The sequence below is a fragment of the Sphingobacterium sp. HMA12 genome (assembly GCF_002933815.1).
Classification (GTDB): Bacteria; Bacteroidota; Bacteroidia; order Sphingobacteriales; family Sphingobacteriaceae; genus Sphingobacterium.
In genome coordinates, this window is record NZ_BEYR01000002.1 from 323614 (window position 1) to 347574 (window position 23961).

General features: G+C 40.9%; 21 protein-coding genes. 9 read left to right on the plus strand and 12 right to left on the minus strand.

Features of this window, described 5'->3' with window-relative positions:
* Positions 1-14: 14 nt before the first annotated feature.
* On the plus strand, positions 15-1583 hold the full coding sequence (gene lepB, locus HMAT_RS15040) for a signal peptidase I (protein WP_104383673.1): 1569 nt from the start codon (positions 15-17) through the stop codon (positions 1581-1583).
* Here lepB and HMAT_RS15045 read toward each other — a convergent pair.
* Positions 1567-1806 (minus strand): hypothetical protein, encoded by a 240-nt coding sequence (locus HMAT_RS15045; RefSeq protein WP_104383674.1) that lies wholly within the window; start codon positions 1804-1806, stop codon positions 1567-1569. The two genes, lepB and HMAT_RS15045, sit on opposite strands and share 17 nt — an antisense overlap.
* Positions 1807-1872: 66 nt before the next feature.
* A complete protein-coding gene (locus HMAT_RS15050; RefSeq protein ID WP_104383675.1) occupies positions 1873-2589 on the minus strand; it encodes a pyridoxine 5'-phosphate synthase in 717 nt (238 codons plus the stop codon).
* A gap of 61 nt (positions 2590-2650) precedes the next feature.
* On the opposite strand from HMAT_RS15050, the gene cdaA reads away from it, so the two are divergent.
* Positions 2651-3445: a diadenylate cyclase CdaA gene (gene cdaA, locus HMAT_RS15055; protein WP_181390572.1), complete on the plus strand. Its 795-nt coding sequence runs from the start codon at positions 2651-2653 to the stop codon at positions 3443-3445.
* Between the two features lie 138 nt (positions 3446-3583).
* Here cdaA and HMAT_RS15060 read toward each other — a convergent pair whose 3' ends face one another.
* From HMAT_RS15060 to HMAT_RS15080, 5 genes are all read right to left on the minus strand, one after another.
* Positions 3584-4429, minus strand: coding sequence for a DUF2911 domain-containing protein (locus tag HMAT_RS15060; protein WP_104383676.1), 846 nt, complete (start codon positions 4427-4429; stop codon positions 3584-3586).
* Positions 4430-4659: 230 nt separating this feature from the next.
* Positions 4660-5952 (minus strand): sugar MFS transporter, encoded by a 1293-nt coding sequence (locus HMAT_RS15065; RefSeq protein ID WP_104383677.1) that lies wholly within the window; start codon positions 5950-5952, stop codon positions 4660-4662.
* A 281-nt stretch (positions 5953-6233) separates the two neighbouring features.
* Positions 6234-6659 (minus strand): hotdog fold thioesterase, encoded by a 426-nt coding sequence (locus HMAT_RS15070; RefSeq protein ID WP_104383678.1) that lies wholly within the window; start codon positions 6657-6659, stop codon positions 6234-6236.
* The gene (locus HMAT_RS15075) at positions 6625-7173 is read right to left on the minus strand and encodes a DinB family protein (RefSeq protein WP_104383679.1); all 549 of its coding nucleotides are present in this window, start codon (positions 7171-7173) and stop codon (positions 6625-6627) included. Before HMAT_RS15075 ends, HMAT_RS15070 begins: the two co-directional genes overlap by 35 nt.
* Positions 7154-8383, minus strand: a complete 1230-nt coding sequence (locus HMAT_RS15080; protein WP_104383680.1) for a HAMP domain-containing sensor histidine kinase — start codon at positions 8381-8383, stop codon at positions 7154-7156. Before HMAT_RS15080 ends, HMAT_RS15075 begins: the two co-directional genes overlap by 20 nt.
* 119 nt (positions 8384-8502) lie before the next feature.
* Between HMAT_RS15080 and gltX the strand changes: the two genes are divergently transcribed.
* Positions 8503-10023, plus strand: coding sequence for a glutamate--tRNA ligase (gltX, locus tag HMAT_RS15085; protein ID WP_104383681.1), 1521 nt, complete (start codon positions 8503-8505; stop codon positions 10021-10023).
* A gap of 56 nt (positions 10024-10079) precedes the next feature.
* On the opposite strand, the gene HMAT_RS15090 is transcribed toward gltX, so the two are convergent.
* Positions 10080-11657: an MFS transporter gene (locus HMAT_RS15090; RefSeq protein ID WP_158655895.1), complete on the minus strand. Its 1578-nt coding sequence runs from the start codon at positions 11655-11657 to the stop codon at positions 10080-10082.
* Between the two features lie 6 nt (positions 11658-11663).
* The gene (locus HMAT_RS15095) at positions 11664-12713 is read right to left on the minus strand and encodes an HlyD family secretion protein (RefSeq protein ID WP_104383683.1); all 1050 of its coding nucleotides are present in this window, start codon (positions 12711-12713) and stop codon (positions 11664-11666) included.
* Positions 12714-12987: 274 nt separating this feature from the next.
* Here HMAT_RS15095 and HMAT_RS15100 point away from each other — a divergent pair, with 274 nt between their 5' ends.
* Positions 12988-13797, plus strand: a complete 810-nt coding sequence (locus HMAT_RS15100; protein ID WP_104383684.1) for an AraC family transcriptional regulator — start codon at positions 12988-12990, stop codon at positions 13795-13797.
* 12 nt (positions 13798-13809) lie between these two features.
* Here the strand turns inward: HMAT_RS15100 and HMAT_RS15105 are convergent, their stop codons facing one another.
* Both HMAT_RS15105 and dapF read right to left on the minus strand, forming a co-directional pair.
* Entirely contained in the window at positions 13810-16695 is a 2886-nt protein-coding gene (locus HMAT_RS15105) for a DEAD/DEAH box helicase (RefSeq protein ID WP_104383685.1), read from the minus strand.
* A gap of 141 nt (positions 16696-16836) precedes the next feature.
* Complete coding sequence (gene dapF / locus HMAT_RS15110; RefSeq protein ID WP_104383686.1) at positions 16837-17616, minus strand: diaminopimelate epimerase; 780 nt, start codon at positions 17614-17616, stop codon at positions 16837-16839.
* 230 nt (positions 17617-17846) lie between these two features.
* Here dapF and HMAT_RS15115 point away from each other — a divergent pair, with 230 nt between their 5' ends.
* From HMAT_RS15115 to HMAT_RS15135, 5 genes are all read left to right on the plus strand, one after another.
* Positions 17847-19403, plus strand: coding sequence for a Do family serine endopeptidase (locus HMAT_RS15115; RefSeq protein WP_199768677.1), 1557 nt, complete (start codon positions 17847-17849; stop codon positions 19401-19403).
* A 452-nt stretch (positions 19404-19855) separates the two neighbouring features.
* The gene (locus HMAT_RS15120; RefSeq protein WP_104383688.1) at positions 19856-20302 is read left to right on the plus strand and encodes a low molecular weight protein-tyrosine-phosphatase; all 447 of its coding nucleotides are present in this window, start codon (positions 19856-19858) and stop codon (positions 20300-20302) included.
* Positions 20303-20423: 121 nt separating this feature from the next.
* Positions 20424-20771 (plus strand): hypothetical protein, encoded by a 348-nt coding sequence (locus HMAT_RS15125; RefSeq protein ID WP_104383689.1) that lies wholly within the window; start codon positions 20424-20426, stop codon positions 20769-20771.
* 3 nt (positions 20772-20774) lie between these two features.
* Positions 20775-21533 (plus strand): peptidylprolyl isomerase, encoded by a 759-nt coding sequence (locus HMAT_RS15130; protein WP_104383690.1) that lies wholly within the window; start codon positions 20775-20777, stop codon positions 21531-21533.
* Between the two features lie 153 nt (positions 21534-21686).
* The gene (locus HMAT_RS15135) at positions 21687-22454 is read left to right on the plus strand and encodes an exodeoxyribonuclease III (protein WP_104383691.1); all 768 of its coding nucleotides are present in this window, start codon (positions 21687-21689) and stop codon (positions 22452-22454) included.
* Positions 22455-22603: 149 nt separating this feature from the next.
* On the opposite strand, the gene HMAT_RS15140 is transcribed toward HMAT_RS15135, so the two are convergent.
* Positions 22604-23665: an Mrp/NBP35 family ATP-binding protein gene (locus HMAT_RS15140; RefSeq protein WP_104383692.1), complete on the minus strand. Its 1062-nt coding sequence runs from the start codon at positions 23663-23665 to the stop codon at positions 22604-22606.
* Positions 23666-23961: the final 296 nt, after the last annotated feature.

Sequence of the window (23961 nt, forward strand, 5' to 3'; positions counted from 1 at the left end):
CTAATTAATAGATTATGTGGTTAATTATCTTTGCGGTTTTAACGGCAATAGCAGGATATGGATTGTGGCAATTGTTTGTTAAAGCTGGCAGAAAAGGCTGGGAAGCAATCGTACCTTTTTATAGTCAATATATTCAAGCCAAATTAACAGGACGGCCAACCTGGTGGGTGATCTTATTGCTGATTCCGATCGTTAATATTTTTGTTTTCTATAACCTATATCTCGACTTTATCCATTGTTTTGGCAAGCGTCGCTTTTGGGAGAACGCAGCGGCTGTTTTGGCGCCGTTTATTGTACTGCCAATGTGGGCAAAAGATAATAATGTACGTTTTTTAAATGGCTTGTATGCTAAAAATCTGAAGACTGCCGCACAGGAAGGCGTGGAATTGACTGAGGAAAAGCGTGCAGAAATTGAGCAGGAGTCCTATAAGGAATACAAGATTAAATACCCTTATAAAAAATCTATGGTGCGTGAATGGGCTGACGCCATTGTGTTTGCAACTGTTGCCGCATCACTTATTCGTGGATTTCTAATTGAAGCTTACATGATCCCTACCGGATCAATGGAACGCACTTTATTGATCGGTGATTTTCTATTTGTGAGTAAATTGAATTATGGCCCCCGGGTGCCTAATACGCCGATTGCTTTTCCATTTGCGCATCATACCATGCCGATAACTGGTGGTAAAGCCTACTCTGAGCTTATCGAGCTGCCTTACAAACGTCTGCCGGGCTTTCAAAAGATCGAACGGAATGATGTTGTTGTCTTTAATTTCCCTGCAGGGGATACAGTGGCCCTGGAAAATCAGAATGCAAGTTACTATGATCTTGTAAGAGCATATGGTTGGCAAACAGTTAATGCACAATTCACCATTCAGGCCCGACCAATAGATAAACGTGAAAATTATATCAAACGTTGTGTAGGTTTGCCGGGAGATAAGATCTCAATGAAGGATGCAAAGCTATTTGTCAACGACCAGCCCGGATTTGACCCACCTGAAAGTCAATTGGATTATCTGGTGCTGACCGATGGGACGCCATTGAACATGGATCGTCTTCGGGAATTGAGAATAGAGGCTGTAGGCTCTGATCAACAGCCAGGAGTTTATCAGTTGTTTATGACCAAGGATGAGCTGGCATTGGTGAAATCCTGGTCAAATGTAAAAGAAATCAGAAGAAGTCCAGTAGGGGAGGGGGCCTATCCATATGACCCTCAGTATAAGTGGGATTTTGATAACTTCGGTCCTATACTTATTCCTAAAAAGGGCTGGACGGTTGCGCTGAACGCGCAGACGCTACCAATTTATGAACGTGCAATTCACGTCTATGAAAATAATAAATTGGAGAAACGGGCTGACGGAATTTATATCAATGATGTCAAAGCGGATAGCTACACTTTTAAAATGGATTATTTTTGGATGATGGGAGATAACCGTCACAATTCCCTGGATTCAAGAGGGTGGGGCTTTGTCCCTGAAGATCATATCGTGGGTAAGGCATTATTCACCTGGATGAGCTGGGATGAAATCGGTTCGGGCTTTTCTAAAATCCGCTGGAACCGTATATTTAAGGGTATTCATTAATAAGAACTTCATCTTCTTCTGACGGTGGATTTAAAACAAATAGAAAAGGCTTTCTTCTCGCAAGAAAGCCTTTTCTATTTGTTTTCTCCATATTTTGGAAGGGCTCTTTAACCTTGTCTTTTTTGCGACGATATGCAACTGTGGTTTGGGGGCACCCAGCTGCTTGGACAAAATACATGCGCTGACCGGACCGCTTCCCCCCTTTTGGAGTTATCCTACTCATCCGCTATCTTTAACAACATGTACTTTAGCAGTGCTGTAACAGCATAGCCAGCCTTCATCGCATCGTTTATTTTAAGCAGGCAAGATAGCGTTTGATTGTTTCTTCAAGTCCAAGGTATAGCGCGTCTGAAATTAAGGCATGGCCAATGCTGACTTCCAGTAATTCAGGTATATGCTGATTAAAATACTGGAGGTTGTTTAAATCAAGGTCATGACCGGCATTCAGTCCTAATCCGACTTCGCGCGCTTTCAGTGCAGCTTTGAAATAGGGGCTGATGGCGGCATCTTTATCAAAACCATATTCGCTCGCGAAGCCTTCTGTATATAACTCGATGCGATCTGTACCTGTTTCTGCTGCTGCCTCGACCATCTCTTCAACGGGGTCCACAAAGATCGAAACACGTATACCTGCATCTTTGAACAATTGGCACATGTCCTTTAAGTAGGCTTTGTTTTTGATCGTATCCCAGCCATGATTGGAGGTCAACTGCCCTTCAGCATCTGGGACCAAGGTTACCTGGGCGGGTTTGTTGGCCAGAACAAGATCAATGAATTTCTGTTCCTGACAATTGCCTTCGATATTGAGTTCGGTCTGAATTTCGGCTTTTAAATCAAATACATCCTGGTAGCGGATGTGCCTTTCGTCCGGTCTTGGATGGACAGTGATACCCTGCGCTCCAAAACGTTCGCAGGCTAATGCAGCAGCCACAAGATTAGGATTATTGCCTCCTCTTGAATTTCTGAGTGTTGCGATTTTATTGATATTTACTGAAAGTCTAGTCATTTTTCCTGTATGTTATAGGGTAAAAATACGAATAATATCTATTTTTTTTTAACTTGCATATATGGATGGAATCGATTATAGCTTGTTTAGTGGCTTTCGCCTATTGGACGTTATCGATATTATATTGGTGGCGATTATTATCTACTATATCTATAGTCTGATTCGGGGTACCATTGCAGTGAATATCCTGATCGGTGTAGCTTTATTTTATGGGGTTTATATTGTCGTCAAACAGATGCACATGCGTCTATTGACCGAGATATTCGGCGGATTTATATCCGTTGGGTCCATAGCGCTTATTGTTGTATTCCAGCAGGAAATCAGGCGTTTTTTGCTGCATGTGGGCAAGAACATATCGATGAAGCGAAAAAAGGTTTTCTGGTCTTTTTTGGGAAATAAAAAAGCGATACAGAAGGACCTGACCGAGGATTTAAGGCCGGTTGTGGAGGCTTGTAGAAGCATGTCGCGTACGCGAACCGGGGCGCTATTGGTTTTCTCAAAATATTTTGATGAGGAATACTATCAGAGCAGCGGCGAATATATTGACGCCCACATTTCGAAACGTTTAATCGAGAGCATCTTCCATAAAAATAGCCCTTTGCATGATGGTGCGGTAGTAATCGTCGATTTTAAAATTATGACGGCTTCCTGTGTATTGCCTCTTTCGGATAGTGAGGATTTACCGCTACAATTTGGCTTGCGGCACCGGGCGGCGATCGGGGTGACGGAAATCTCTGATGCTATAGCGGTCATTGTCTCTGAAGAAACCGGAGAGATATCTTTTGCAAAGGACGGCAATGTGAACATGAATGTCTCGCCCGAAGAATTGGAACAACTGCTGAAAGATGAGTTATAGAAGTGAAGTCGGCCAAGGGTAAAAGCGAGCTCCTTGCCCATTGAATGTTTGAGGATAGGCTCACAAATATAAATAACGAAAAATGGGGGGATTCCAATCTTTTGGATCCCCCCATTTTCTTATCCGATTATTACTGCTTTATTTTTTTGCCGCATTGATAATCTGCGTATTCAATTTGATGTATTCGCTATTTTTACCCTCAGTAGCAACTTCGACACCTTTCGTAGCTGTTTCTATGGCACCTTTCTTATCGCCGGCTTTGAGTTGCGCTTTCGCCTTCCAGTACAACACATGGGCTGCTTTAGGCTGTGCTTTCGCCGCTTCGTCAAACCAAGCTAATGCTTTCTTCTCGTCTATATTATTGTTGAAATAATATTGGGCAGCAGCGAAATAAGGCTTTTTCTCACCTTTCATTGCTTCTTCAATGGAAGCGATGATTTTTGCCTGTTGATTGACTTTAAGATCAACTTTTATTGCTGTTTTCTCCCATGCAAGACTTAATACAGCATCTGTTGGTGTGACATTGTCGAAAGAAATCGTAAATGTTTCGACCGGACTGCTTAAATTCTGTGGTTTAACATTGAAACGAAGTGCATCTTCAGACTGATTATAGGTGTAGGCACCCCATTGCTTGGTATTCTTGCTGATAATTACAGTCCACTCGTTCTTGTTAGGGATGGTGAATAGCGCATAGGTCCCAGCAGCGAGTTTATTGCCGTTGATTGTAACATCACCTTCAAAGGTCAACGTTGTATTGGTATTGGCGCCTGTACGCCATACCTCATTATAAGGTACCAGGTCACCAAAGATTTTACGGCCATTCATGCTCGGACGGCTGTAGTTGAGGGTTACATTTTCAATCCCTAATCCCTGTGTAACTGTTTGGGCACTACTTGCTGCCGGTAATTTTAACTGGGCAAAGGATGCATTGGCAGTAAACATTAAGGCTGCTGCAAATGCAATGGCAAAGAATTTCTTTTTCATTTGTTCGATAATTACTTTTTTGGGCCAATTAGCCCGGTGATTTATGAATATAGAATTTTGCTAATTAATAGCTAATGCTTTTTTTGTATAAAAACACGTCGCATGATCTGTAATCGAGAAATCCGTGCTGTAACTGAACTTGGATTTATCTCTTAAAAATAGGAAGAATTTCACAAAAAAGGGCATCTATTTTTAGATGCCCCTTTTTGTGAAATTCTTCGGTATTTGTATTAAGCTTTTTTCCCAATTTTATGACCAGCTATTGAAAAGTACATGATATATAAATATCCGGGAATCATAGCATAAAGGAACGCATGTTGGAAATCAATATGCAAGTGATCTTTTAAATAACCATAGACTAGAGGCCAAATAGCACCACCTGCGATTCCCATAATCATAATGGCCGATCCAGTTTTTGTGAATTTTCCTAGCCCTTTGATTCCTAGTGGGAAAATCGCAGGCCACATTAAGGAGTTTGCAATTCCTAATAAGGCAACAAACACGAATGATGTGGTTCCGGTTGTGAAAACAGATATAAGTGTAAATGTAATTCCTATAATGGTACAGATTCGTAGTGCCATTTGTTGAGATACATATTTAGGAATCGAGATGATACCGATAATGTACCCGATCAGCATACACGAAAGTGTAAAAGCTGTGGCATATGTTGTAAAGAACGGATCTACTTTTAGCTCACGTGCGTAGACACCAATGATATCTCCCGCCATTACTTCAACAGCAACACAAAAGAAAATGGCGAGTGCCCCTAAGAATAGATGTGGGAACTGAAAGATCGAGGTCTTTTTCACTATGACATTACCATTTTCTTCGCCACTTTCTTCTTCTGCATCAACGTCGACTTCAGGAAGATGTGTGAATTTTAAGAAAATTGCGAATGCAACAAAGATTATAGCAAGGGAGATGTAAGGCGTGTGAACGCGTTGGAGGAGGTCATCTAAAATTGCATTTTTTTGCACTAGATCTGCTGTAGCTTCTAATTTAGCCGTCACATTTTGTGCGTCTTTTAAAAAGAGTGTTCCAAATAATATGGGTACGATAATTCCTGCGGATTTATTAAAGAATCCCGCTATAGAGATCCGTTGTGCAGCACTATCTATTGGGCCAATAATACTTAAATATGGATTGACAGCGGTTTGAAGTAAGGCCATACCCGATCCCTGAATAAATATCCCCGTTAAAAATAACCCATAACTTCTGCTATCGGCCGCAGGGATGAAAATCAAGGATCCCAAACCTAATATAACAAGACTGACTACCAGGCCATTTTGGAAGCCAATTTTTTTTATAATAACTGAACTTGGAAGTGCCAGAAAAAAATAAGCAATATAAGATGCGAAGGTTACAAAAAATGCTTGCAAGTCTGTTTCTAAATTACAAGCAATCTTTAAGAACGGAATTAACGTTCCGTTTGCCCAGGTAATAAAACCGAGGATAAAAAATAATCCACAGCAAATGGCCATAGGGCGAAAAGCTGTTTTACCAACGTTAGGATTAGTGGTCATGTTTTATTTTATATATTTAGTTAAGTTATCGTTCACGGATTTGTCCATTCAGTAAAAAATAGCTTTAGACAAACGATTGCATGCTATTTTTGTTGATTTTTAAAATATCCATCTTACAAGACTACTTAATTTTCTTGAATATCGGAAATAAATAAAGCGGGATTCTGATAATTATTTGGCAAAAAAAAGAAGAATAAATTGTGAAAATTATTCTTCTTTGCTTGTTAATATTGTTGATCTCGAATTACATGGGTTGGTAAATCGAGTTAGCAAACCCGGACTTATTTTGGCACGATAGCTACTGTAAGTCTTGAGATACAATTCAACTTATTGAAGCGGTCATACATTTTTATCTCCCAGATATGTGTCGATCGGCCAATATGAATTGGGCTGCATTTTGCCGTAATATTTCCACTGCTTACTGGGCGGATGTGATTTGCATTGACTTCAAGTCCTACACCGCGATATTTATCTGGGTCGACGACCAGATTAGATGCAATGCTTCCTAAAGATTCTGCTAGCACCACGGATGCACCACCATGTAGGATGCCATGAGGTTGTTTCACATTATCTGTGACGGGCATGGTTGCCGTAATGCTGTTGTCATCTATTTCGGTGGCGCTGATTTCCAATAAACCGGATAGGTATTTATTGAAAAAGACATTTATTTCCTCAATGCTGTAAGGCTGAAACCAAATTTTTGACATCGTCTGAGTTTAAATAACGTTCCTGAATAATAATCCGATGGTGATTAAGATGTCCAGCAATCACATATAATAATGCCTTGACACTGGTCAGACGTTCTGACGCCATGCCCTTACGTTCTAACTCCGCATCGTTGAAGCTATTGAATAACATCAGGTTTGCTTTGCGCAGGTAAGTAAACTCTTTGCTTAGGCTTTCCAATGTACGGTCATTGTAACGGGAGTGTTGGATGAAATAGTCTTGATCATAACCGGCCAGCTCTTTCAGGTCGTTGCGTGAAAATCGTAGTGCACGGTAAGCCATGATACGCTCATTGTCAATAACATGACCAACTACTTCTTTGATTGTCCATTTGTCTTCGGCATATTTGAAATTACCTCTTTCTTCTGGAATGGTATCCAGAAATGCTGGAAAAGAGAGTGTTTGTTCTTCCAATACATCTAATACGTTATCGACTACAGTCTCAATATAGGGAGCATATACTGCCGGATATTCGTCAGATTTGAGTGGCTTCATATTTTAAGTTGCTTTTTAAGATTATTCGAAATGTTGTTCCTTTACCTATTTCAGATTCTTTAACAAAGATTTGTCCTTGGTGATACCGCACCATTCGTTTGGTTAAGCTAAGGCCAAGACCCCAACCTCTTTTACGTGTTGTAAAACCCGGCTGGAAGACAGATTCAAAATTTGACCTTGGAATTCCTTTGCCCGTATCACTAATGTCTACAAAAATTTCTTCTTTCGCAATATTTTCTGAAATATTAACAATTATCTTTCCTTCTGTGCCAATTGCATTTACGCCGTTTTTCAATAAATTTTCGATAATCCAGTCGAAGAGTGGAATATTAAGTTTGGCCTCTACATGGGTATCTCCCGTTAATTCGAATGTAATTTTATTACTTGTCCGTATCCGGAAATAATCCATGTAATTTTTGATGACCTCATAGAGGTTGTGATTGGTCAGCACTGGGGTTGAACCTATTTTTGAAAAACGATCGGCGACAATCTCCAATCGTTTAATATCATTTTCCATTTCATTCAGCGTATCGTCTTCCTCAGCATCAAATTTGATACGAATTAGCTCCAGCCAGCCCATTAATGAAGATATGGGAGTCCCCAATTGATGGGCAGCCTCTTTTGTTAGCCCCACCCAGACAAGGTTCTGCTCGGATTTTCGAATGGAATTGAAAACGGTATAAGCAATAATCAGAAAGAGGGCAATAAGGGATAACTGAACATAAGGAAATACCCGTAGCTGTTGCAAAAACCAAGAGTCTTTATAGTATACATGCCATTTTTGACCATTTTCCAATTCCAGGGTAATGGGCGGATGACTTTTTTTCATAAAGGCAAGCTGTTTCTGGAAATAAATTGGATCATAATCCAGATGCTTTGTAACACTGTCATTATGGATAGGCTTGATATTGGTCTTGGTGGAATCCAGATTGCGCCAGAAAATGATATCGTCTTTATCGTCGGTGATGATTGCAGGTAGATTTAAACTATCTCTGACAGCATAGATGAATGTAATGAATTCATCGTCCACATCGGGCATGGTCATGATATTTTTGGTACTCATTGCCCATACTTCAGCCTTGGAACGTTCGGCGTGTGCGAGATTCCGGACAAGATAATTGGTATAAACCAAGGATGCGATGGCAATGATCGCCGCAAAGATGAGTAAAATAAATTTCCAGCGTTGTTGGCTTATCTGAGAGGGTTTCATGATTCCGTATTTTGTACTCAACTGCAAATTAATGAATAAATGTCTGTTTTATGCACTTTTATTTTACCTTAGAAGTCATCCTGTTATCCAAATCAAAAATTTTGTGGTAATTTTGCGACATGAGTTCAGAAAGAAGAGTAAGAGTGCGCTTTGCACCGAGCCCTACTGGTGGTCTTCACCTTGGAGGAGTACGTACAGCTTTGTTTAATTTTCTCTATGCACGTCAGCATCAGGGAGATTTTATTTTACGTGTCGAGGATACGGACCAAACTCGTTTTGTCCCGGGAGCGGAGGAGTATATTAACGAATGTCTAGCTTGGTGTGGCCTGACCCCAGATGAAAGTCCGTTGCAAGGTGGTCAATATGGCCCTTACCGTCAAAGTGAACGAAAGCCATCTTACCGCAAATATGCAGAACAGTTGATCGATAATGGATACGCTTATTACGCATTCGATACAGCTGAGGAATTGGAAGAGCAGCGTAAGCTACAGCCTAATTTCCGTTATAGCCATGAAAACAGGTTGCAATTGCGTAATTCTTTGAGCTTAAGCGAGGCTGAAACACAACGATTACTGGATGCGGGAACACCGCATACCATCCGGATAAAGATCCCTACGGAGGAAACTGTATCATTCACGGATATGATCCGTGGGAAAGTTGCCTTTGATACCAACCTTGTCGATGATAAGGTATTGCTTAAAGCTGATGGAATGCCTACTTACCATTTAGCTGTTGTTGTGGATGATAAGGCAATGGAGATATCCCATGTCTTCCGTGGTGAAGAATGGTTGCCTTCGGCACCGATCCATATTCTGTTGTGGGAATATTTGGGATGGGGTGAGCACATGCCGCAATGGGCACATCTTCCGCTGATCCTTAAACCTGATGGTAATGGAAAATTAAGTAAACGTGATGGTGACCGTTTGGGCTTCCCTGTTTATGCCATGAACTGGACGGATGTCAAATCTGGTGATACGACAAAGGGTTTCCGTGAAATGGGTTTCTTGCCTGAGGCTTTTGTCAATATGCTTGGTGTATTGGGCTGGAATGACGGTACTGAACAGGAATTATTCTCGTTGGAGGAACTGATTCAAAAGTTCAGCGTCGAGCGCATTAGCAAAGCCGGAGCAAAATTTGATTTTGAGAAAGCAAAATGGTTCAATCACGAATGGATTAAACGTTCTTCGAGCGATTCTTTATTCCCTCAGATCAAGGAGGTGTTAGCTCATCATCAAATAGAAGCGGAAGAAGGTTATGTAAACCGCGTATTGGCAGCAGTCAAAGAGCGTTTAACTTTTGTCGAAGATTTCTGGGGACAAGCTGCTTTCTTTTTTGTACAGCCTGTTGAATACGATCTGAATGCCGTAAAACCAAAATGGTCTGCGGAGAAGACAGCATTTTTTGAAAATATCATCCCGTCGTTTGAAGGCTTTTCGGATTGGAAAGCAGCTGAGCTCGAGGCATTTTTTAAAGAAGCGATTCAGAACTCAGGAATGAAGATGGGGGAATTGATGATGCCATTCCGGATTATGCTGGTCGGTGGTAAGTTTGGTCCCGATGTATTTCAAATCGTTGAATTACTCGGTCAGGACGAAGTTATAGAGCGTATAAAGAAGGCTCTTCTAGCGTTTAACGCCTAGTGGCTAAAAAATATACCGTAAAGGAAAGCTGTTGCATTGAATTGCAACAGCTTTTTTTATAAATATGGTATTCTCAACCGCATGAACAGTGCCTTGGCGGGGGCAAATAGAAAAATGATCAAGGTAATGGCACCACCCAATATCCCGAGATAGGTAAAGATCTCCATATTGCTGATCAGGGATGCCTGCTGGCTAATTGTTGTCTGAAGACTTTTACTGGCAAGATTCGTTGCCAATTGCTCACCGGATGTCCCCAAGTATTTTTCGACCAGAGCGCTCCAATAGGTGACTGTGATCGGATTACTCGTATTTAAGTGTTGTTCGATCTGGATAAAATGTTTTTGATTTAAGGTGTAACTGATGTTCTGAATCAGCGCAAAACCAATATTGGTGCTCCAGAATCTAACGGTCGTGCCCATTAAACCCGCATTGCCCGCATGATGTGGGGCAACCCCTGTTATAATATAGATCACAAGTGGCGTAAAGAGCCAGCCCTGTCCGATTCCCTGAATAAATAGCGGAAGGCCTATCGCCCAAACTGTGGTATCGGGATAAAACGTGGGGACAAACAAAAAGCAGGATGTGGTCAATATCAGGAAGCCCAGTCCGAAGATGTATTTGGGTGATACATCGCGTAATAAAAGTATTCCTGAGCTACCTACTCCCACTATGGTCCCCAGTACATTAATGTATTGGATGTCGACAATGTAATGCCAGGGCCATCGCCACACATTGGACATGACAGTGTAAACGTTGTTGAGGCTGCTCCGGATCAGATAAAATAGAAAAAATAGGATCACGCCAAAAATAACGTTCTTATAGCTCAAAATTTCAAAATGAAACAGTGGTCTTCTTACGAGATATTGTTTGATCATAAAAAGCGCTCCGAAAATCAGGAAAAGCGCAAGGTTAATTGCGATCGCGTTATGTTCGAGCCAATAATATTTACGGCCATAAATCAACACATATGCTCCACAGCTTAACGAAAGCAGTAGAAAGAGACAACTAGCCAGATCCAATTGATAAAGTGGGAATTTCCGGCTTAATCTCTTGTTGTTCAAAAGTAGTAAAGCAATCGCGATGACCATCAAATGCCAATAGAGCACAACATGAATCATATCCTCCCAACCATAATCCATAATACTTTCTTTTAAGAGGGATGTCGTTATTGTTCCGCCCGTAAGCATAAAAGTATACAAGAAGAAATAAGCAATGATGCGGCTTTTGGAATGCCTGATCTGCATCATCAACAAAGGAAGAAAACAGGCGCCTTCAAGTACACAGAAAATACCCTCGATCACTCGAAGCACGGCAATGAGGAAGGGATCTCTGGTCATAGAAATGGCCAATAAAATGAGGATGGATACGGTACAGGTCAGCAGGATATATGTCCTTACCCGAAAGAAGGCAAATAGCCGTTGAAATATCAACAGCGCTACGACAATAGCACCATACATCAATGAAAGAAAATACTGAATATCTTCCATTTCGATTGCTAATGTCGAAGCGGTAAAAGCGGTGTTCGAATGAAACAGGGACATCAGCATCAAATGTGGAAACATGGCCAAAATCATCATGGGAAGTTTAAGCCATTCGGGAACCCAGCTGTAATATAAAGATTTGCTTGAACTCATGAATAGTTAGGATTGGTGGGCTGCATGTACCACGACATTCATTCCTGCACGTAGTTTTGTCAAATCCTGTTTTGGTGCAAAAACAATTTTGATCGGTATGCGTTGCTCGATTTTAACGAAGTTTCCGGTTGCATTATCCTGAGGTATGACCGAAAATCTGGATCCTGATGCCGGAGAAAAAGAATGAATTTTTCCTTTCAGATGTAATTTCGGAAAAGCGTCTACCTGTATGGTAACTTCGGTTCCTTCGTTCAGGTCCGCTAATTGTGTTTCTCTAAAATTTGCGTTAATCCATTTCTCTTCGCTGACGACATTAACTAAAGTCTGTCCTTCTTTAACAAATTGGCCCGGTTGGATCGTTTTCTTCCCAACAAAACCGTCATAGGGTGCCGTCACTACGGTATAGGACAGGAAGACTTCGGCATTGTTTTTTGCTGCTTTTTTAATATCAATATTGGCTCTGGCAGGTAGTTCGCTAGCTTTTTCTTTACTTGTATTTAATTGTGCCGAGTTGTATTCTTCCTGAATGGCATTGAGCTGAGCCAGAGAAATGTCGTACGCTGCCTTGGCATTATCGTATTGTTGCCTGGTTGCGGCATCTGCTTCATACAAATTTTTAAATCGCCTGTAATCTTGTTCAGTTTGCCACACACTTACTTTGGCTGCTTCTAATCTTGCTTTTTGGACGGAAATGCTAGTGGCGGTGACATTTGCGCTTTTGGCGATCACTTCGGCATTCCGCTGACTACTTCGAAGTTCGGCATTCGCCATATCTACTTTGGTCTGATACTCGCTGGCGTCTATGCGCAATAATGTGTCTCCACGATGTACATATTGATTTTCTTCAAACCTGACCTCCTTCACAAAGCCTGATATTCGACTTGCTACTGGCGTTACATATTGATCAACCTGAGCATCGTTTGTCGTTACATGTTGACTTGTAAATAACAGATGTTTGCCCAAAATACCGATTCCGACAAGGAGCAGGACCACGGCAAATACGACTAAAACTTTATTAAATCCTTTTGTCCTGTCTTTATTTTCTTCTTTACCCATTCTTGTTTTATGAATATTTATTGCTTTTCCTTCTATTCTCTAGTTAATCTGCCGGTTGCGGTTTGGATGATTGACTCCTAATGTTTCAACGGCAATTTCAGAGTAGGCTGACAAATTGCCGTTGAATCAGGGTCGTCCGGATACGCTGTATAGGCTTGAGCATGGAGGGAAACTTTGCACAAAGATACTGCCGGAGGTGGAGATTTAGTTTTGTATAGTCGGACGGATATCTGTTCATTTACGCCATATAATGAAAAAAGTGTAATTTTAAATTATGGAACAGGAACAACTGGTGGCTATAGATGACGACCGAAACGACTTTTATGTGTGTCATACACATGTAGATCGGATTGATCCGCGTGAATATATACACCAAAAAGCGCGCTTACTTTATGCCGACGGTGGTATTATACATGTGTTTACTGCTACAAAGCATTGGTATTTGCCGGGCCGGTTTTATATGTGGATTCCAGCAAATACTATATACCATCTGGAAAGTTCTAGTTCTCGTATTCACTTGTATAGTTTTTACTTTAAAGAACGGTCGGGAGTTCACCCCGTTATGTTGGAGCCGAATATATTTCTGAGCAATGACCTAATGCGGGAAATGTTTTTGTTTGCGCAGGATTGGGAAGGTGGAATCAGTAAAAAAAACGACTATTCAAAGTTTTGTTTATTACGGGCGATGATGGCTATTATTCCGGAGATGAGTCCGCCGATAGACTCTTTCCCTATGCAACATCCCTATCCTAAGAATGAAAAGCTTCGGCGTATAGCGCGGTATCTAAACACGAATATTGATCAAGCTTTTACAATCGAGCAGGTAGCGGCACAATTTGGCATGAGTAGCCGGTCCCTTTCACGGCTGTTTAAGGAAGATATGGGGATTAGCTATATCCGTTTTTTGAGAGCTATACGCATTGCGAAAGCATTGGAACTGATGGCTGAGAACACTTATTCTATCCTAGAAATTGCGATGCGCATTGGCTACAATGAACTTTCGTCGTTTAGTAATATCTTTATGCGTGTTACGGGTATTCGCCCTTCGGTCTATATGTCGAAAATTAATGAATACAAAAATTGATCGCACGTTAAATTAAGCCAGAAGCTCATGCAAATCTTCCTGAGAAAGTGATTTTATAAAGCTTTCTTCTGTTGTTATGAGGCTTTGGGCAATGGATCTCTTCCGGTTCTGTAATGCCAATATTTTTTCTTCGACGGTATCTTTACTAATAAATTTGTAAATAAATACATTGCGTGTCTGTCCAATACGATGTGAGCGGTCTACTGCTTGTTGTTCTACAGCAGGATTCCACCAAGGATCCAATATAAAGACATAATCTGCTTCGATCAGATTAAGACCAACACCGCCGGCTTTGATTGATATCAGAAAAAGTTTGGTGTTGTTGTTTTTGCGGAATTGGCTAACGGCTTCGTCGCGGTTTTTAGTTCCACCATCTAAGTAGGCATAGTTTGTTCCCTTTTTATCAAAATATTGCCTGAAGATATTAAGCTGTTTGACGAATTGGGAGAAAATAAGGACCTTGTTTCCTCGTTGCATCACCATTTCGAGGGTTTCAATGACAGCGTCAAATTTTCCCGAATCACCTATAAAGTCCTCGTCGACCATTCTAGGGTGATTGGCTAGCTGGCGAAGCTTGGTCAATCCCTGTAATAAAGCAATCTGGGTTGATTTTGGCTTGTTGTCCAATTGCCCGTCGAGAATGGCGTTGCGATACTCGGATTTGACCTTTTCATAAAGTTCCGATTGCTTATCGGTCATTTCACAATACAGTACCTGTTCTGTTTTGGGAGGAAGTTCTGTTGCGACCTGGTCTTTTGTACGTCTTAAGATAAACGGTTTGACGATCGCCTGAAGACGTTGTGCTTTTTCTTCATCCTTTTTCTTTTCAATGGGCTGTACAAATTCTTTTTGAAAGTAGGTGTAACTTCCCAATAAACCTGGATTGGTAAAATGCATTTGTGCCCAAAGATCGGAAACAGAGTTTTCAACAGGAGTCCCGCTTAAAGCCAGTTTATTTTTACTCTTCAGACTTTTTATGGCCTTAAATGATTTTGAGGTCGGATTTTTAATATTCTGACTTTCATCGAGGATAATGTAATTGAAATAAAAGCTACTCAGTATATCCTCATCAATACGCGCGATGCCATAAGTTGTAATAACCAGGTCATACTTAGCAAATAGTGTGGCGTCTTTAATACGGTTATTTCCGGTATGCAAATGGATTTTAAGTTGTGGGGCAAACTGGTGTGCTTCCTTTTGCCAATTGTAAACGAGGGATGTTGGTAACACCAGGAGTGAAGTGTGTACTTCCTGCTGGTCTGCAAGCTGCTCTTTTTGTTGCTGCAACAGGGCTAAAGTTTGTATGGTTTTTCCCAATCCCATGTCATCTGCGAGACAGCCACCGAATTTATACTGTTTTAGAAAGTTAAACCAGTTATAGCCTGCTTTCTGATAGGGTCGAAGATTTCCTTTAAAATGCTTTGGTTCCGGAATATCTGCAATTTCCTCAAACGTCGCAAGATTTTGCAATTTACGATTGAAAACCAATTTGGTGTGTTCGCTGATCTCAAAGAGCAGACCGATATGCACTTTGTTCAATTTAAGTTCATGTCTATCGGCAGAAAACTGAAAGAGATGGTTGTATTGGGCAAACCATTCCTCAGGGATCATGGCGATTTCCCCATTTGGCAGGGTAAATTCTTTGATATTGTTTAGAATATGGTTTCGTAAATTTATAAAAGGGATTTCATATGGGCCGAACTTGGCAATGGCGCTGATATCGAACCAGTCATTATCTTCATCAATAGCGATGTCCAATGAAGTGTGGCCAATGAAAAAGCGTTTCTGTTCGCTGTTTTGTATGATTTCAAATCCCAAGGCTTTTATTTGTTCTTGATGGTTATTTATCCAGTCAAATACAGAGATCCGTTTTCCGGACTGAATAGACGGGGCGAGCAACCCCAGCTGACGGTCCATATCTTCCAGCCCCAGGGCTTTTAAATTCCCCTGTTGTTGTTCTTCCCATTGTAAAGAGCGTTTGACCCGATGGAAGATATACTGGTCTTTCTCCTCATTATATTCCATTCTGACGGTCACTTTATTTTCCGCTCCTGCAGTAAATGTATGCGGGCCATATCTGAATTGCAACTGTAATTGTGAAGCGCCATCTTCCACATAGATCAAGTGCAGTAAGGGGATTGCCTGATGTTGATGTGTTTGTATTTCAAAACCCTCGGCGTAAACATGGTAACGTTCGATCAATCCACAGACAAAAGTTTCAAAATATTTTTTTTCGGTACTTCTCCCCACAGAAATGTATCGTTTATTGAGAAAGGGGCTCAGCTTCTTTCCTTCCAGCGCCTGATCAAAATAGTATAACGTATTGTTTAAAATTAGCCATGCCTGTGCATTGGTTAAAACAATAGCATTCTTAAACATAAACTCCAAGCGTTGGTTTTCGTACTTTATGGTTGGAAAATAACGCGTTTCCTCATCATTTCGACGAAAATGAAATAAGATAGATGCAGCAGATGCCGCCAATTTTATTTCCTGATCTGCCGGGTAACCGTCTTTGCTCATCATAAAGAGTGGTTTATCTCCGATAGACTCAAAAAATTGAATCATCTTTTCATCAATCTTAGGTCGCAGCAGGTCATAGAGTTTTTTGTCAAAGACTTTGGAGAAAAAATCTACAGGTCTGATTGCTTTTTTATAATATTTTTTGATGAGGTTTGTCTGTTCGATATCGTCGAGCAGTCGGATCAGCTTATAATCTACCTCATCCAATTCTGCGGCATAAGCATCTACGGTATTGCTAAATATACGTTGGTATCGTAGTGAGTAGGTCCCGTTCGGATTGAGTTTGACCATGTGTGGCTCAATGAGATAGCCAAGATAGGGGTGCTCACAAATAGAATAAACGATTTTATATACTGGAAATGACTTTGACTGTTGCATTAAAAATAGCGGACCTTGTAAATAAAGGTATCTAATATACGATAAAATAAGGTCAAAAGTGAAAATTAAAATTAAAAGAGGAGAGAGAACGTTCGTATGACGTAGGCTTGTGCAGAGAATCTCAGTACGAACTACTCAATATTAAAAAAGCCCTTCAAAAACAAATTGGGCAGGGCCTTTGAGAAAAACATTTGTAAAGCTATTTCCGTCTCTACGGAAGGAAATGTACAGTTGTCCACCTAATACGCGGATTGGGATAAGAATATCGCCTTGTAAGTTTGTTTCTAACGCTACTGCCATTGCTGCTGCGGTAGCGCCTGTACCGCAGGCGTAAGTTTCGTCCTCTACACCTCGCTCAAATGTACGTAGAAAATAGCCGTTTTCCTCTTGCTCGATGAAATTGACATTGATACCATCTCGGGCGTAGATCGCGTTATTTCGGATTGTGTATCCGTCCTGAAAAACATTTTTTTCTTTTAGGTTTGTAACAAAGCTAACATAATGTGGCGAGCCAGTCTGCAGAATATAAGCATTCCCATCACGTCCAAATTCGTTGACATCGATCATCTGTAGATTGACAAGTTCTTCGGATAAGAAGGCGTGATGCGGACCGTCTACTGCCAAAAAGGCAGTTTTGTCAGTGATAATGCCTAAATCATGAGCAAAGGCGACAATACAGCGCCCACCATTGCCGCACATGCTGCCTTCACGCCCATCTGCATTGTAATAAATCATCTCAAAATCGTAATTTTCTTTGTCCTGAAGTAGCATGAGCCCATCTGCACCTATGCCAAATCTGCGGTCACAAAGCCTTTTTACGAGCGCTTCGTCCGCACGGTCAAATAAATTGTTGCGATTGTCCACTAAAATGAAATCATTTCCCGCTCCCTGATATTTTGAAAATCTTACTTTCGATGCCATTATGTTGGTTTGAAGTAACAAAAATACGTTTTTTTGTTACAAAAAAATCTTATAAAGTTAAGATTTGTTAAAATTATTGCATTTGTCTAGCAATTAACATTTTTTAACGTGCCGGATTTTCCGAAGGCCTTGAAATGGTATTACATTTGAACATATCCGAATAAAATCGGTAATTTTAAGAGCAAAAATTATCAGCTTATATTAAGACATTTTAAAATATAGATAAGTTTATGAATAAGGTCGGTTTAACGCTATTAACAGCTGTTTTCGGTGGAGCAGTAGCATTAGGTGGTTACAAGCTTATTGAGAATAAGAAATTCGATGGCATGTCTTTCGAAGACAAACAGAAAGTTTATTTTGCCAATAATCCTACAGGAGTGATGTCTTCGACAGGCAATCCTGATTTTACACAAGCTTCTGCCGCTGTAGCTCCGGGTGTAGTACATATTAAGACAACATATAGCAGAAAGGGGTCACAACAATCACAAGGGTCTCCTTTCGATATGTTTGAAGAATTCTTTGGTATGCCACAGGGTGGAGGACGTCGTCAGATGCAGGCGCAGCCAGTGCAGGCTTCGGGTTCCGGTGTTATTATTTCGGACGATGGTTATATCGTTACCAATAATCACGTGGTCGAGGATGCGGATAAGATCGAGGTTGTGCTGACAGACAAACGTACATTTGAGGCAAAATTAATCGGCCGTGATCCAAATACAGATTTAGCGTTATTGAAGGTAGCTTCAAAAGGGCTTCCGGTTGTGAAATTAGGTAACTCAGATAATGTGAATGTGGGGGAATGGGTACTGGCCTTCGGCTATCCGCTAGGACTTCAATCGACAGTAACTGCTGGTATTATCAGTGCAAAAGGTCGTCAGATCGGTATTTTGAGTGAAGGGCAACAACAACGTGGTAATCCATTTGGTGGCGGAGCAGAGCAGCCCCTTGCGAGTTCGGCTATTGAGTCTTTTATCCAAACTGATGCTGTGATCAATAAAGGGAATAGTGGCGGTGCTTTGACAAATGCCTCAGGTGAATTGATCGGTATCAACTCAGCTATTGCGTCACCAACAGGTGTATATGCAGGATACGGTTTTGCGATTCCGGTTAATCTGGTGAAAAAGATAGTGGATGATTTTGTTGAGTTTGGTAATGTAAAACGTGGTTATATCGGTGTTACTTACTCTGAGATATCACCGGAATTAGCAAAAGAAAAAGGTTTTACGGATGTTGACGGATTGTATGTTCAGGATGTGGTCGGTAGTGGTGCTGCTGAAGCTGCAGGCATCAAAAAAGGTGATATCTTGACTAAGATCAACGGTAAGACCATCACCGGCTCTCCGGTATTAAGTGAAACGATCGGCCGTCTGCGTCCGGGTGATAAAGTAAATATTACCTTCAAACGCGACGGTAAAGAAAAACAGGTGTCGTTGACCTTGAAAGGTGAAGAGTCTCTAAAATCAGCTTCCGGTGCAAGTGGAAAAGCTTCAAAAAGTGCAACTGAAATTTACAATAAATTGGGTGCAAGCTTTATTCCTGCTTCTGCCGCGAAGAAGAAAGAACTGGGCGTAAACTCTGGTGTTGTGGTAACACAAGTGAACCGTGGTGGTATATTTGACTACTTTGGTGTCGAAAGAGGATTGGTGATCACAGAAGTCAATGGAAAAGCGGTCAACAGTGTCGACGATGTGGAATCTGCATTGGGTACAACACAACGCAATATTGTACGCCTAAAAGGTGTATCTCCACAAGGTGGTGCAGTCCAGTTGAGCTTCCCAGTGGAATATTAAAAATTGAATTAAGAATTGGTTGATTAATATAGTTTAGGTGGCTCTAACCGTGAGGTTAGGCCACCTTTTTTATTCATTAAAGATCGTATTTGTCGGAAGAGAAATCGTAGAAGTCTGTTTGCGCGATGAAACCATGGCGACAGAATTGTAAATTTCCAGTCATCACAAACCATCCTAAGGTTGAAATAGCAATAAGAAAATATGATTTCATCAGGATTGTTTCTTTAATAGTTTAAGTTTAGTTATTTTGTGCAATAAAATCTGATAGACCGATCTTGTTTGGAATCATAGATAGGGATGAGGTCTATGACTTATTGTTACATAGCATCTGTTATGGATATTTAAAGAGTTTTTTACAATAAAAATGTGATCTGGCCTAACGTCGATAGCAATTTAGCCAGCGGACTTGTCGCATTGCTCTTTATGGTTCATAGCTTTATAAAAATATTTTAATGAAAATTTTAATGGTTTGTTTGGGAAATATCTGTCGTTCGCCACTGGCGCACGGGATATTGAAGCAAAAAGTAAAAGATAAGCAATTAAACTGGATCGTAGAATCCGCAGGTACGGGCGACTGGCATATTGGTGAAGCGCCAGACCGAAGGGCAATTGCTATAGCAAAGAAATATGGGGTCGATATATCCGGCCAACGGGCAAGACATTTTCAGCCGGCATTTTTCGAAGAATATGACCTTATTTTTGTCATGGACCGTCAAAACTTTGCAGATGTATGTGCACAAGCTGACAATAAAGAGAGCCTGGAGAAAGTGCAATTGTTTTTAGCTGATGATATTGTTCCGGATCCATATTTTGATGATAATTTATTCGATCCGGTCTTTCAGATGATTGACAAGCGCTGCACGGAGGTGATCGATAAAATCTCGAAGAAGAAGGAATAATATTGGGTTTGTCGTTGCGCTTGCGTTATGGGTAATGACGTTAATGTGTGATTTTTTGTACCGGAGACATGTGACTTGCATACCAAGTTGAAATTGTCTTCGTTTGTTTAAATGAAAAAAAATGAAAGCAGCAGAAGTAAACAAGAAATGGAGCACGCTACAGAGTGAAATCGCGTCTTTATTTGATATGGAAAAACCTGACATCAAGGTGTGTTTATTCCTTATTGGTGTACAGGAATTGGGAAAAGGCCCCCAGAATTTCTCGAAACGCCAGAAAGAGGAACTGATGCATATTGCCACATGCCGTCTGTTCAGTTCGATGGGGTTTTATAACCTCAAAGGATTGGATGAAGAAGGATGGCCACATTGGGAACTGATAAAACCTATTCCCAACTATACATTATTGGAGCAAGAGCTTATCATGAAGTCCTTGATTATTGATTATTTTGAAGAATTAAACGTCATCTAAAGCATGAGATTTTTAAAAGTTTGTTTAGTAGCAGTATTTTGCTTTTTGCAGGTTATGGCATTTGCGGCTAAACCTGAGTATAAATATGTTCAGATTATTACGGATAAGGGAACCTGTGTATTGCGATTGTATAATGAAACACCTCAACATCGGGACAACTTTGTAAAATTGGCAAAAAGTAAATATTATGATGGCACATTGTTCCATCGGGTTATTCAAAACTTTATGATTCAAGGGGGCGATCCGGATTCAAGAAATGCAGTCGGTGGAGCTCAATTGGGAAATGGAGGACCGGGTTATACAATCCCTGCAGAAATCCAGGATGGATTATTCCATAAAAAGGGTGCTATTGGTGCTGCACGGGACAATAATCCCGCAAAAGCATCTTCTGGATCTCAATTTTATCTGGTTCAGGGCAAGGTGTTCACTCCCGAAGATCTTGACCGCCTCGAACAGACGCGGATGAACGGAAAGAAGTTTTCTGAAGCACAGCGCCAGGCTTATACAACAATCGGTGGTGCTCCACATCTGGACTGGAATTATACCGTATTTGGTGAATTAGTGAGGGGAATAGAAGTGATCGACCAGATTGCGCAAGTAAAAACAGACAAGCATGACCGGCCAGAGGTGGATCAGAAAATGACGATGCATCTGTTGACCAGACGTGAGGCACTTAATCTAGAACGTGAACTGAAAGGTCTAAAACCACAGACTGGATTCTTTACAAAGATTGGCGACCTGTTCTCTTCCAAAGATTATTAAATTGTCGTTGATTGATTTCTGTCCTACGAAAGAATGAACTGAGTTTTTCCGTGTTATCGGATCATAACAATCAAAATATGGCGCTGTTTCGTAAGCCTCGGGCTTTCGGATGTAAAGTTTTAAATCTTAAATCTCAATACTCATATCTAAATAATGAAAATAGTAACCTATAATGTGAACGGTTTGCGAGCTGCTTTAAAGAAGGATTGGTTAGGCTGGCTGAAAAATGTGGATGCAGATGTCATATGTCTTCAGGAGATTAAAGCTACTCCGGACCAGATTCCAGAAATTACGCTACTGGAGGAGATGGGGTATGAACATTACTGGTATCCGGCTCAAAAGAAGGGATATAGCGGTGTTGCTCTCTTTACCAAAATTTCGCCAACGCATGTTGAATATGGCTGTGGTCATGAAGACTATGATTTTGAGGGGCGTATTATTCGTGCTGATTTTGATAAAGTTTCGGTAATGAGTACTTATTTTCCATCTGGAACAACTGGAGATGTAAGACAGGATTTTAAATATCGTTTTTTGGACGATTTTCAGTTGTACAGTGATAAGATGTTGGTAGAGCGGCCAAATTTGGTCGTATGCGGGGATTATAATATTTGTCATCGTGCTATTGATATCCATAATCCAAAATCAAATGCAAACTCATCCGGATTTTTGCCCGAGGAACGCGAATGGATGGAAAATTTCATTAATTCAGGATATATCGACTCTTTCCGTCATTTGAATCCGGAACCGCATAACTATACCTGGTGGAGCTACCGTGCGGGGGCACGGGCACGCAATTTGGGGTGGCGCATCGACTATAATATGGTCTCAAAACCGTTGGAAGGGCAGATCAAAGCTTCGCAGATTTTGGCGAATGCCGTCCATTCGGATCACTGTCCGGTTTTGTTGGAATTGGACGTTTAACTAAGGCCTATTTTAATATTATATCAGAAAGGCTTTCAGTTAATGAAAGCCTTTCTGATAAAGTAAACTTTGATAGATCACGTTTAAATAGAGTCGTATGCGCATTAAGCAGCGGTTGTATCGGACAGTTGCCTACAAATGTCGCGCGCTTAGACCTGACTCTGAATGATGGAAAGTTGCTGTGCAACTTTCTCTGCAATCGTTAAAAAGGATTTTGTTACAGGATCTTCCTGATCTGTTGCGATCGGGAAACCATTGTCACCTGCGTCGGAAATGCCTTTAAGCAATGGTATCTCACCAAGGAAGGGTACCTTATATTCTTCGGCCAGGCGTTTTCCGCCGTCTTTGCCAAAAATATAATATTTATTGTCCGGTAGTTCTGCAGGGGTAAAATAAGCCATATTTTCCACAACTCCCAAGAGCGGAATATTGATACTGTCCATTAAGAACATTCCGATTCCCTTGACGGCATCGGCAAGTGCTACATGCTGTGGTGTCGTGACAATGACTGCTCCCGCAATTGGGAAGGTTTGCGATACCGTAATATGGATATCACCGGTGCCCGGGGGCATATCAACTACAAGGTAATCCAACTCGCCCCAATTAGCATCATTAAATAGCTGTTTGATGGCTGAAGTGGTCATTGGACCACGCCATGGAATAGGTTGGTTGGGGTCGGTAAAGAAACCGATGGAAAGTAATTTTAGACCAAACTTTTCAATAGGCTCAATTTTAACCTGGCCGTCTGGCATTTCAACAGATCCGGGTTTTGCACCCTCCAATCCAAACATAATCGGCAGCGAAGGGCCATAGATATCGGCGTCCAAGAGGCCTGTTTTTGCGCCCTTGGCATGAAGTGCCAAAGCCAAGTTTGCTGCGACTGTCGACTTCCCGACACCGCCCTTGCCCGATGAAACCAGAATGATATTTTTAATCCCTGAAACCTGCGCCCCCTGTTTACCGACCACATTGGAAGTCATGTTTATTTGTACTTCAAGATTTTTATCAATAAAATGTGTTATGGCATTGCGGCAAGCATGCTCAATATGATCTTTTAGTGGACAGGCGGGCGTAGTCAATATGACATCAAAGGCTATTTTTTGGCCTTCGATCTGAATATTTTGAATCATATTCAATGTTACAAGATCCTTTTTTAGATCAGGCTCTTCAACATAGGATAATGCATTTAATATTTGTTCTTTGGTAACCATCTATTATTCATTTGAAATCATGGAATACAAAACTACTCATTGCCGATCAATTTCATGTCATTTGTTTGTTTTTAATGGAATTCCATTAGATCACTGTCCTTAATGGATGACCCTGCCACCGTAAAGAAAATTGAAGCAAAGTCGAATTGGCTGAATAATGTGTTTCCGTTTTGGCTCTGCTAGAAAAGTTTTCTTTATTTCAGGAATTGGGTCGACAATTCAGCGTTCAGTTTGACCGGCTTTGATAACGAGACGCAGCTACGCAGGTTTCGGTGTAATTATAATTGTATATAAAG

Bases quoted from the DNA above. Each gene is read 5' to 3' on its own strand.
- lepB (WP_104383673.1), top strand. From the start codon at position 15: ATGTGGTTAATTATCTTTGCGGTTTTAACGGCAATAGCAGGATATGGA.
- HMAT_RS15045 (WP_104383674.1), bottom strand. From the start codon at position 1,806: ATGAGTAGGATAACTCCAAAAGGGGGGAAGCGGTCCGGTCAGCGCATG.
- HMAT_RS15050 (WP_104383675.1), bottom strand. From the start codon at position 2,589: ATGACTAGACTTTCAGTAAATATCAATAAAATCGCAACACTCAGAAAT.
- cdaA (WP_181390572.1), top strand. From the start codon at position 2,651: ATGGATGGAATCGATTATAGCTTGTTTAGTGGCTTTCGCCTATTGGAC.
- HMAT_RS15060 (WP_104383676.1), bottom strand. From the start codon at position 4,429: ATGAAAAAGAAATTCTTTGCCATTGCATTTGCAGCAGCCTTAATGTTT.
- HMAT_RS15065 (WP_104383677.1), bottom strand. From the start codon at position 5,952: ATGACCACTAATCCTAACGTTGGTAAAACAGCTTTTCGCCCTATGGCC.
- HMAT_RS15070 (WP_104383678.1), bottom strand. From the start codon at position 6,659: ATGTCAAAAATTTGGTTTCAGCCTTACAGCATTGAGGAAATAAATGTC.
- HMAT_RS15075 (WP_104383679.1), bottom strand. From the start codon at position 7,173: ATGAAGCCACTCAAATCTGACGAATATCCGGCAGTATATGCTCCCTAT.
- HMAT_RS15080 (WP_104383680.1), bottom strand. From the start codon at position 8,383: ATGAAACCCTCTCAGATAAGCCAACAACGCTGGAAATTTATTTTACTC.
- gltX (WP_104383681.1), top strand. From the start codon at position 8,503: ATGAGTTCAGAAAGAAGAGTAAGAGTGCGCTTTGCACCGAGCCCTACT.
- HMAT_RS15090 (WP_158655895.1), bottom strand. From the start codon at position 11,657: ATGAGTTCAAGCAAATCTTTATATTACAGCTGGGTTCCCGAATGGCTT.
- HMAT_RS15095 (WP_104383683.1), bottom strand. From the start codon at position 12,713: ATGGGTAAAGAAGAAAATAAAGACAGGACAAAAGGATTTAATAAAGTT.
- HMAT_RS15100 (WP_104383684.1), top strand. From the start codon at position 12,988: ATGGAACAGGAACAACTGGTGGCTATAGATGACGACCGAAACGACTTT.
- HMAT_RS15105 (WP_104383685.1), bottom strand. From the start codon at position 16,695: ATGCAACAGTCAAAGTCATTTCCAGTATATAAAATCGTTTATTCTATT.
- dapF (WP_104383686.1), bottom strand. From the start codon at position 17,616: ATGGCATCGAAAGTAAGATTTTCAAAATATCAGGGAGCGGGAAATGAT.
- HMAT_RS15115 (WP_199768677.1), top strand. From the start codon at position 17,847: ATGAATAAGGTCGGTTTAACGCTATTAACAGCTGTTTTCGGTGGAGCA.
- HMAT_RS15120 (WP_104383688.1), top strand. From the start codon at position 19,856: ATGAAAATTTTAATGGTTTGTTTGGGAAATATCTGTCGTTCGCCACTG.
- HMAT_RS15125 (WP_104383689.1), top strand. From the start codon at position 20,424: ATGAAAGCAGCAGAAGTAAACAAGAAATGGAGCACGCTACAGAGTGAA.
- HMAT_RS15130 (WP_104383690.1), top strand. From the start codon at position 20,775: ATGAGATTTTTAAAAGTTTGTTTAGTAGCAGTATTTTGCTTTTTGCAG.
- HMAT_RS15135 (WP_104383691.1), top strand. From the start codon at position 21,687: ATGAAAATAGTAACCTATAATGTGAACGGTTTGCGAGCTGCTTTAAAG.
- HMAT_RS15140 (WP_104383692.1), bottom strand. From the start codon at position 23,665: ATGGTTACCAAAGAACAAATATTAAATGCATTATCCTATGTTGAAGAG.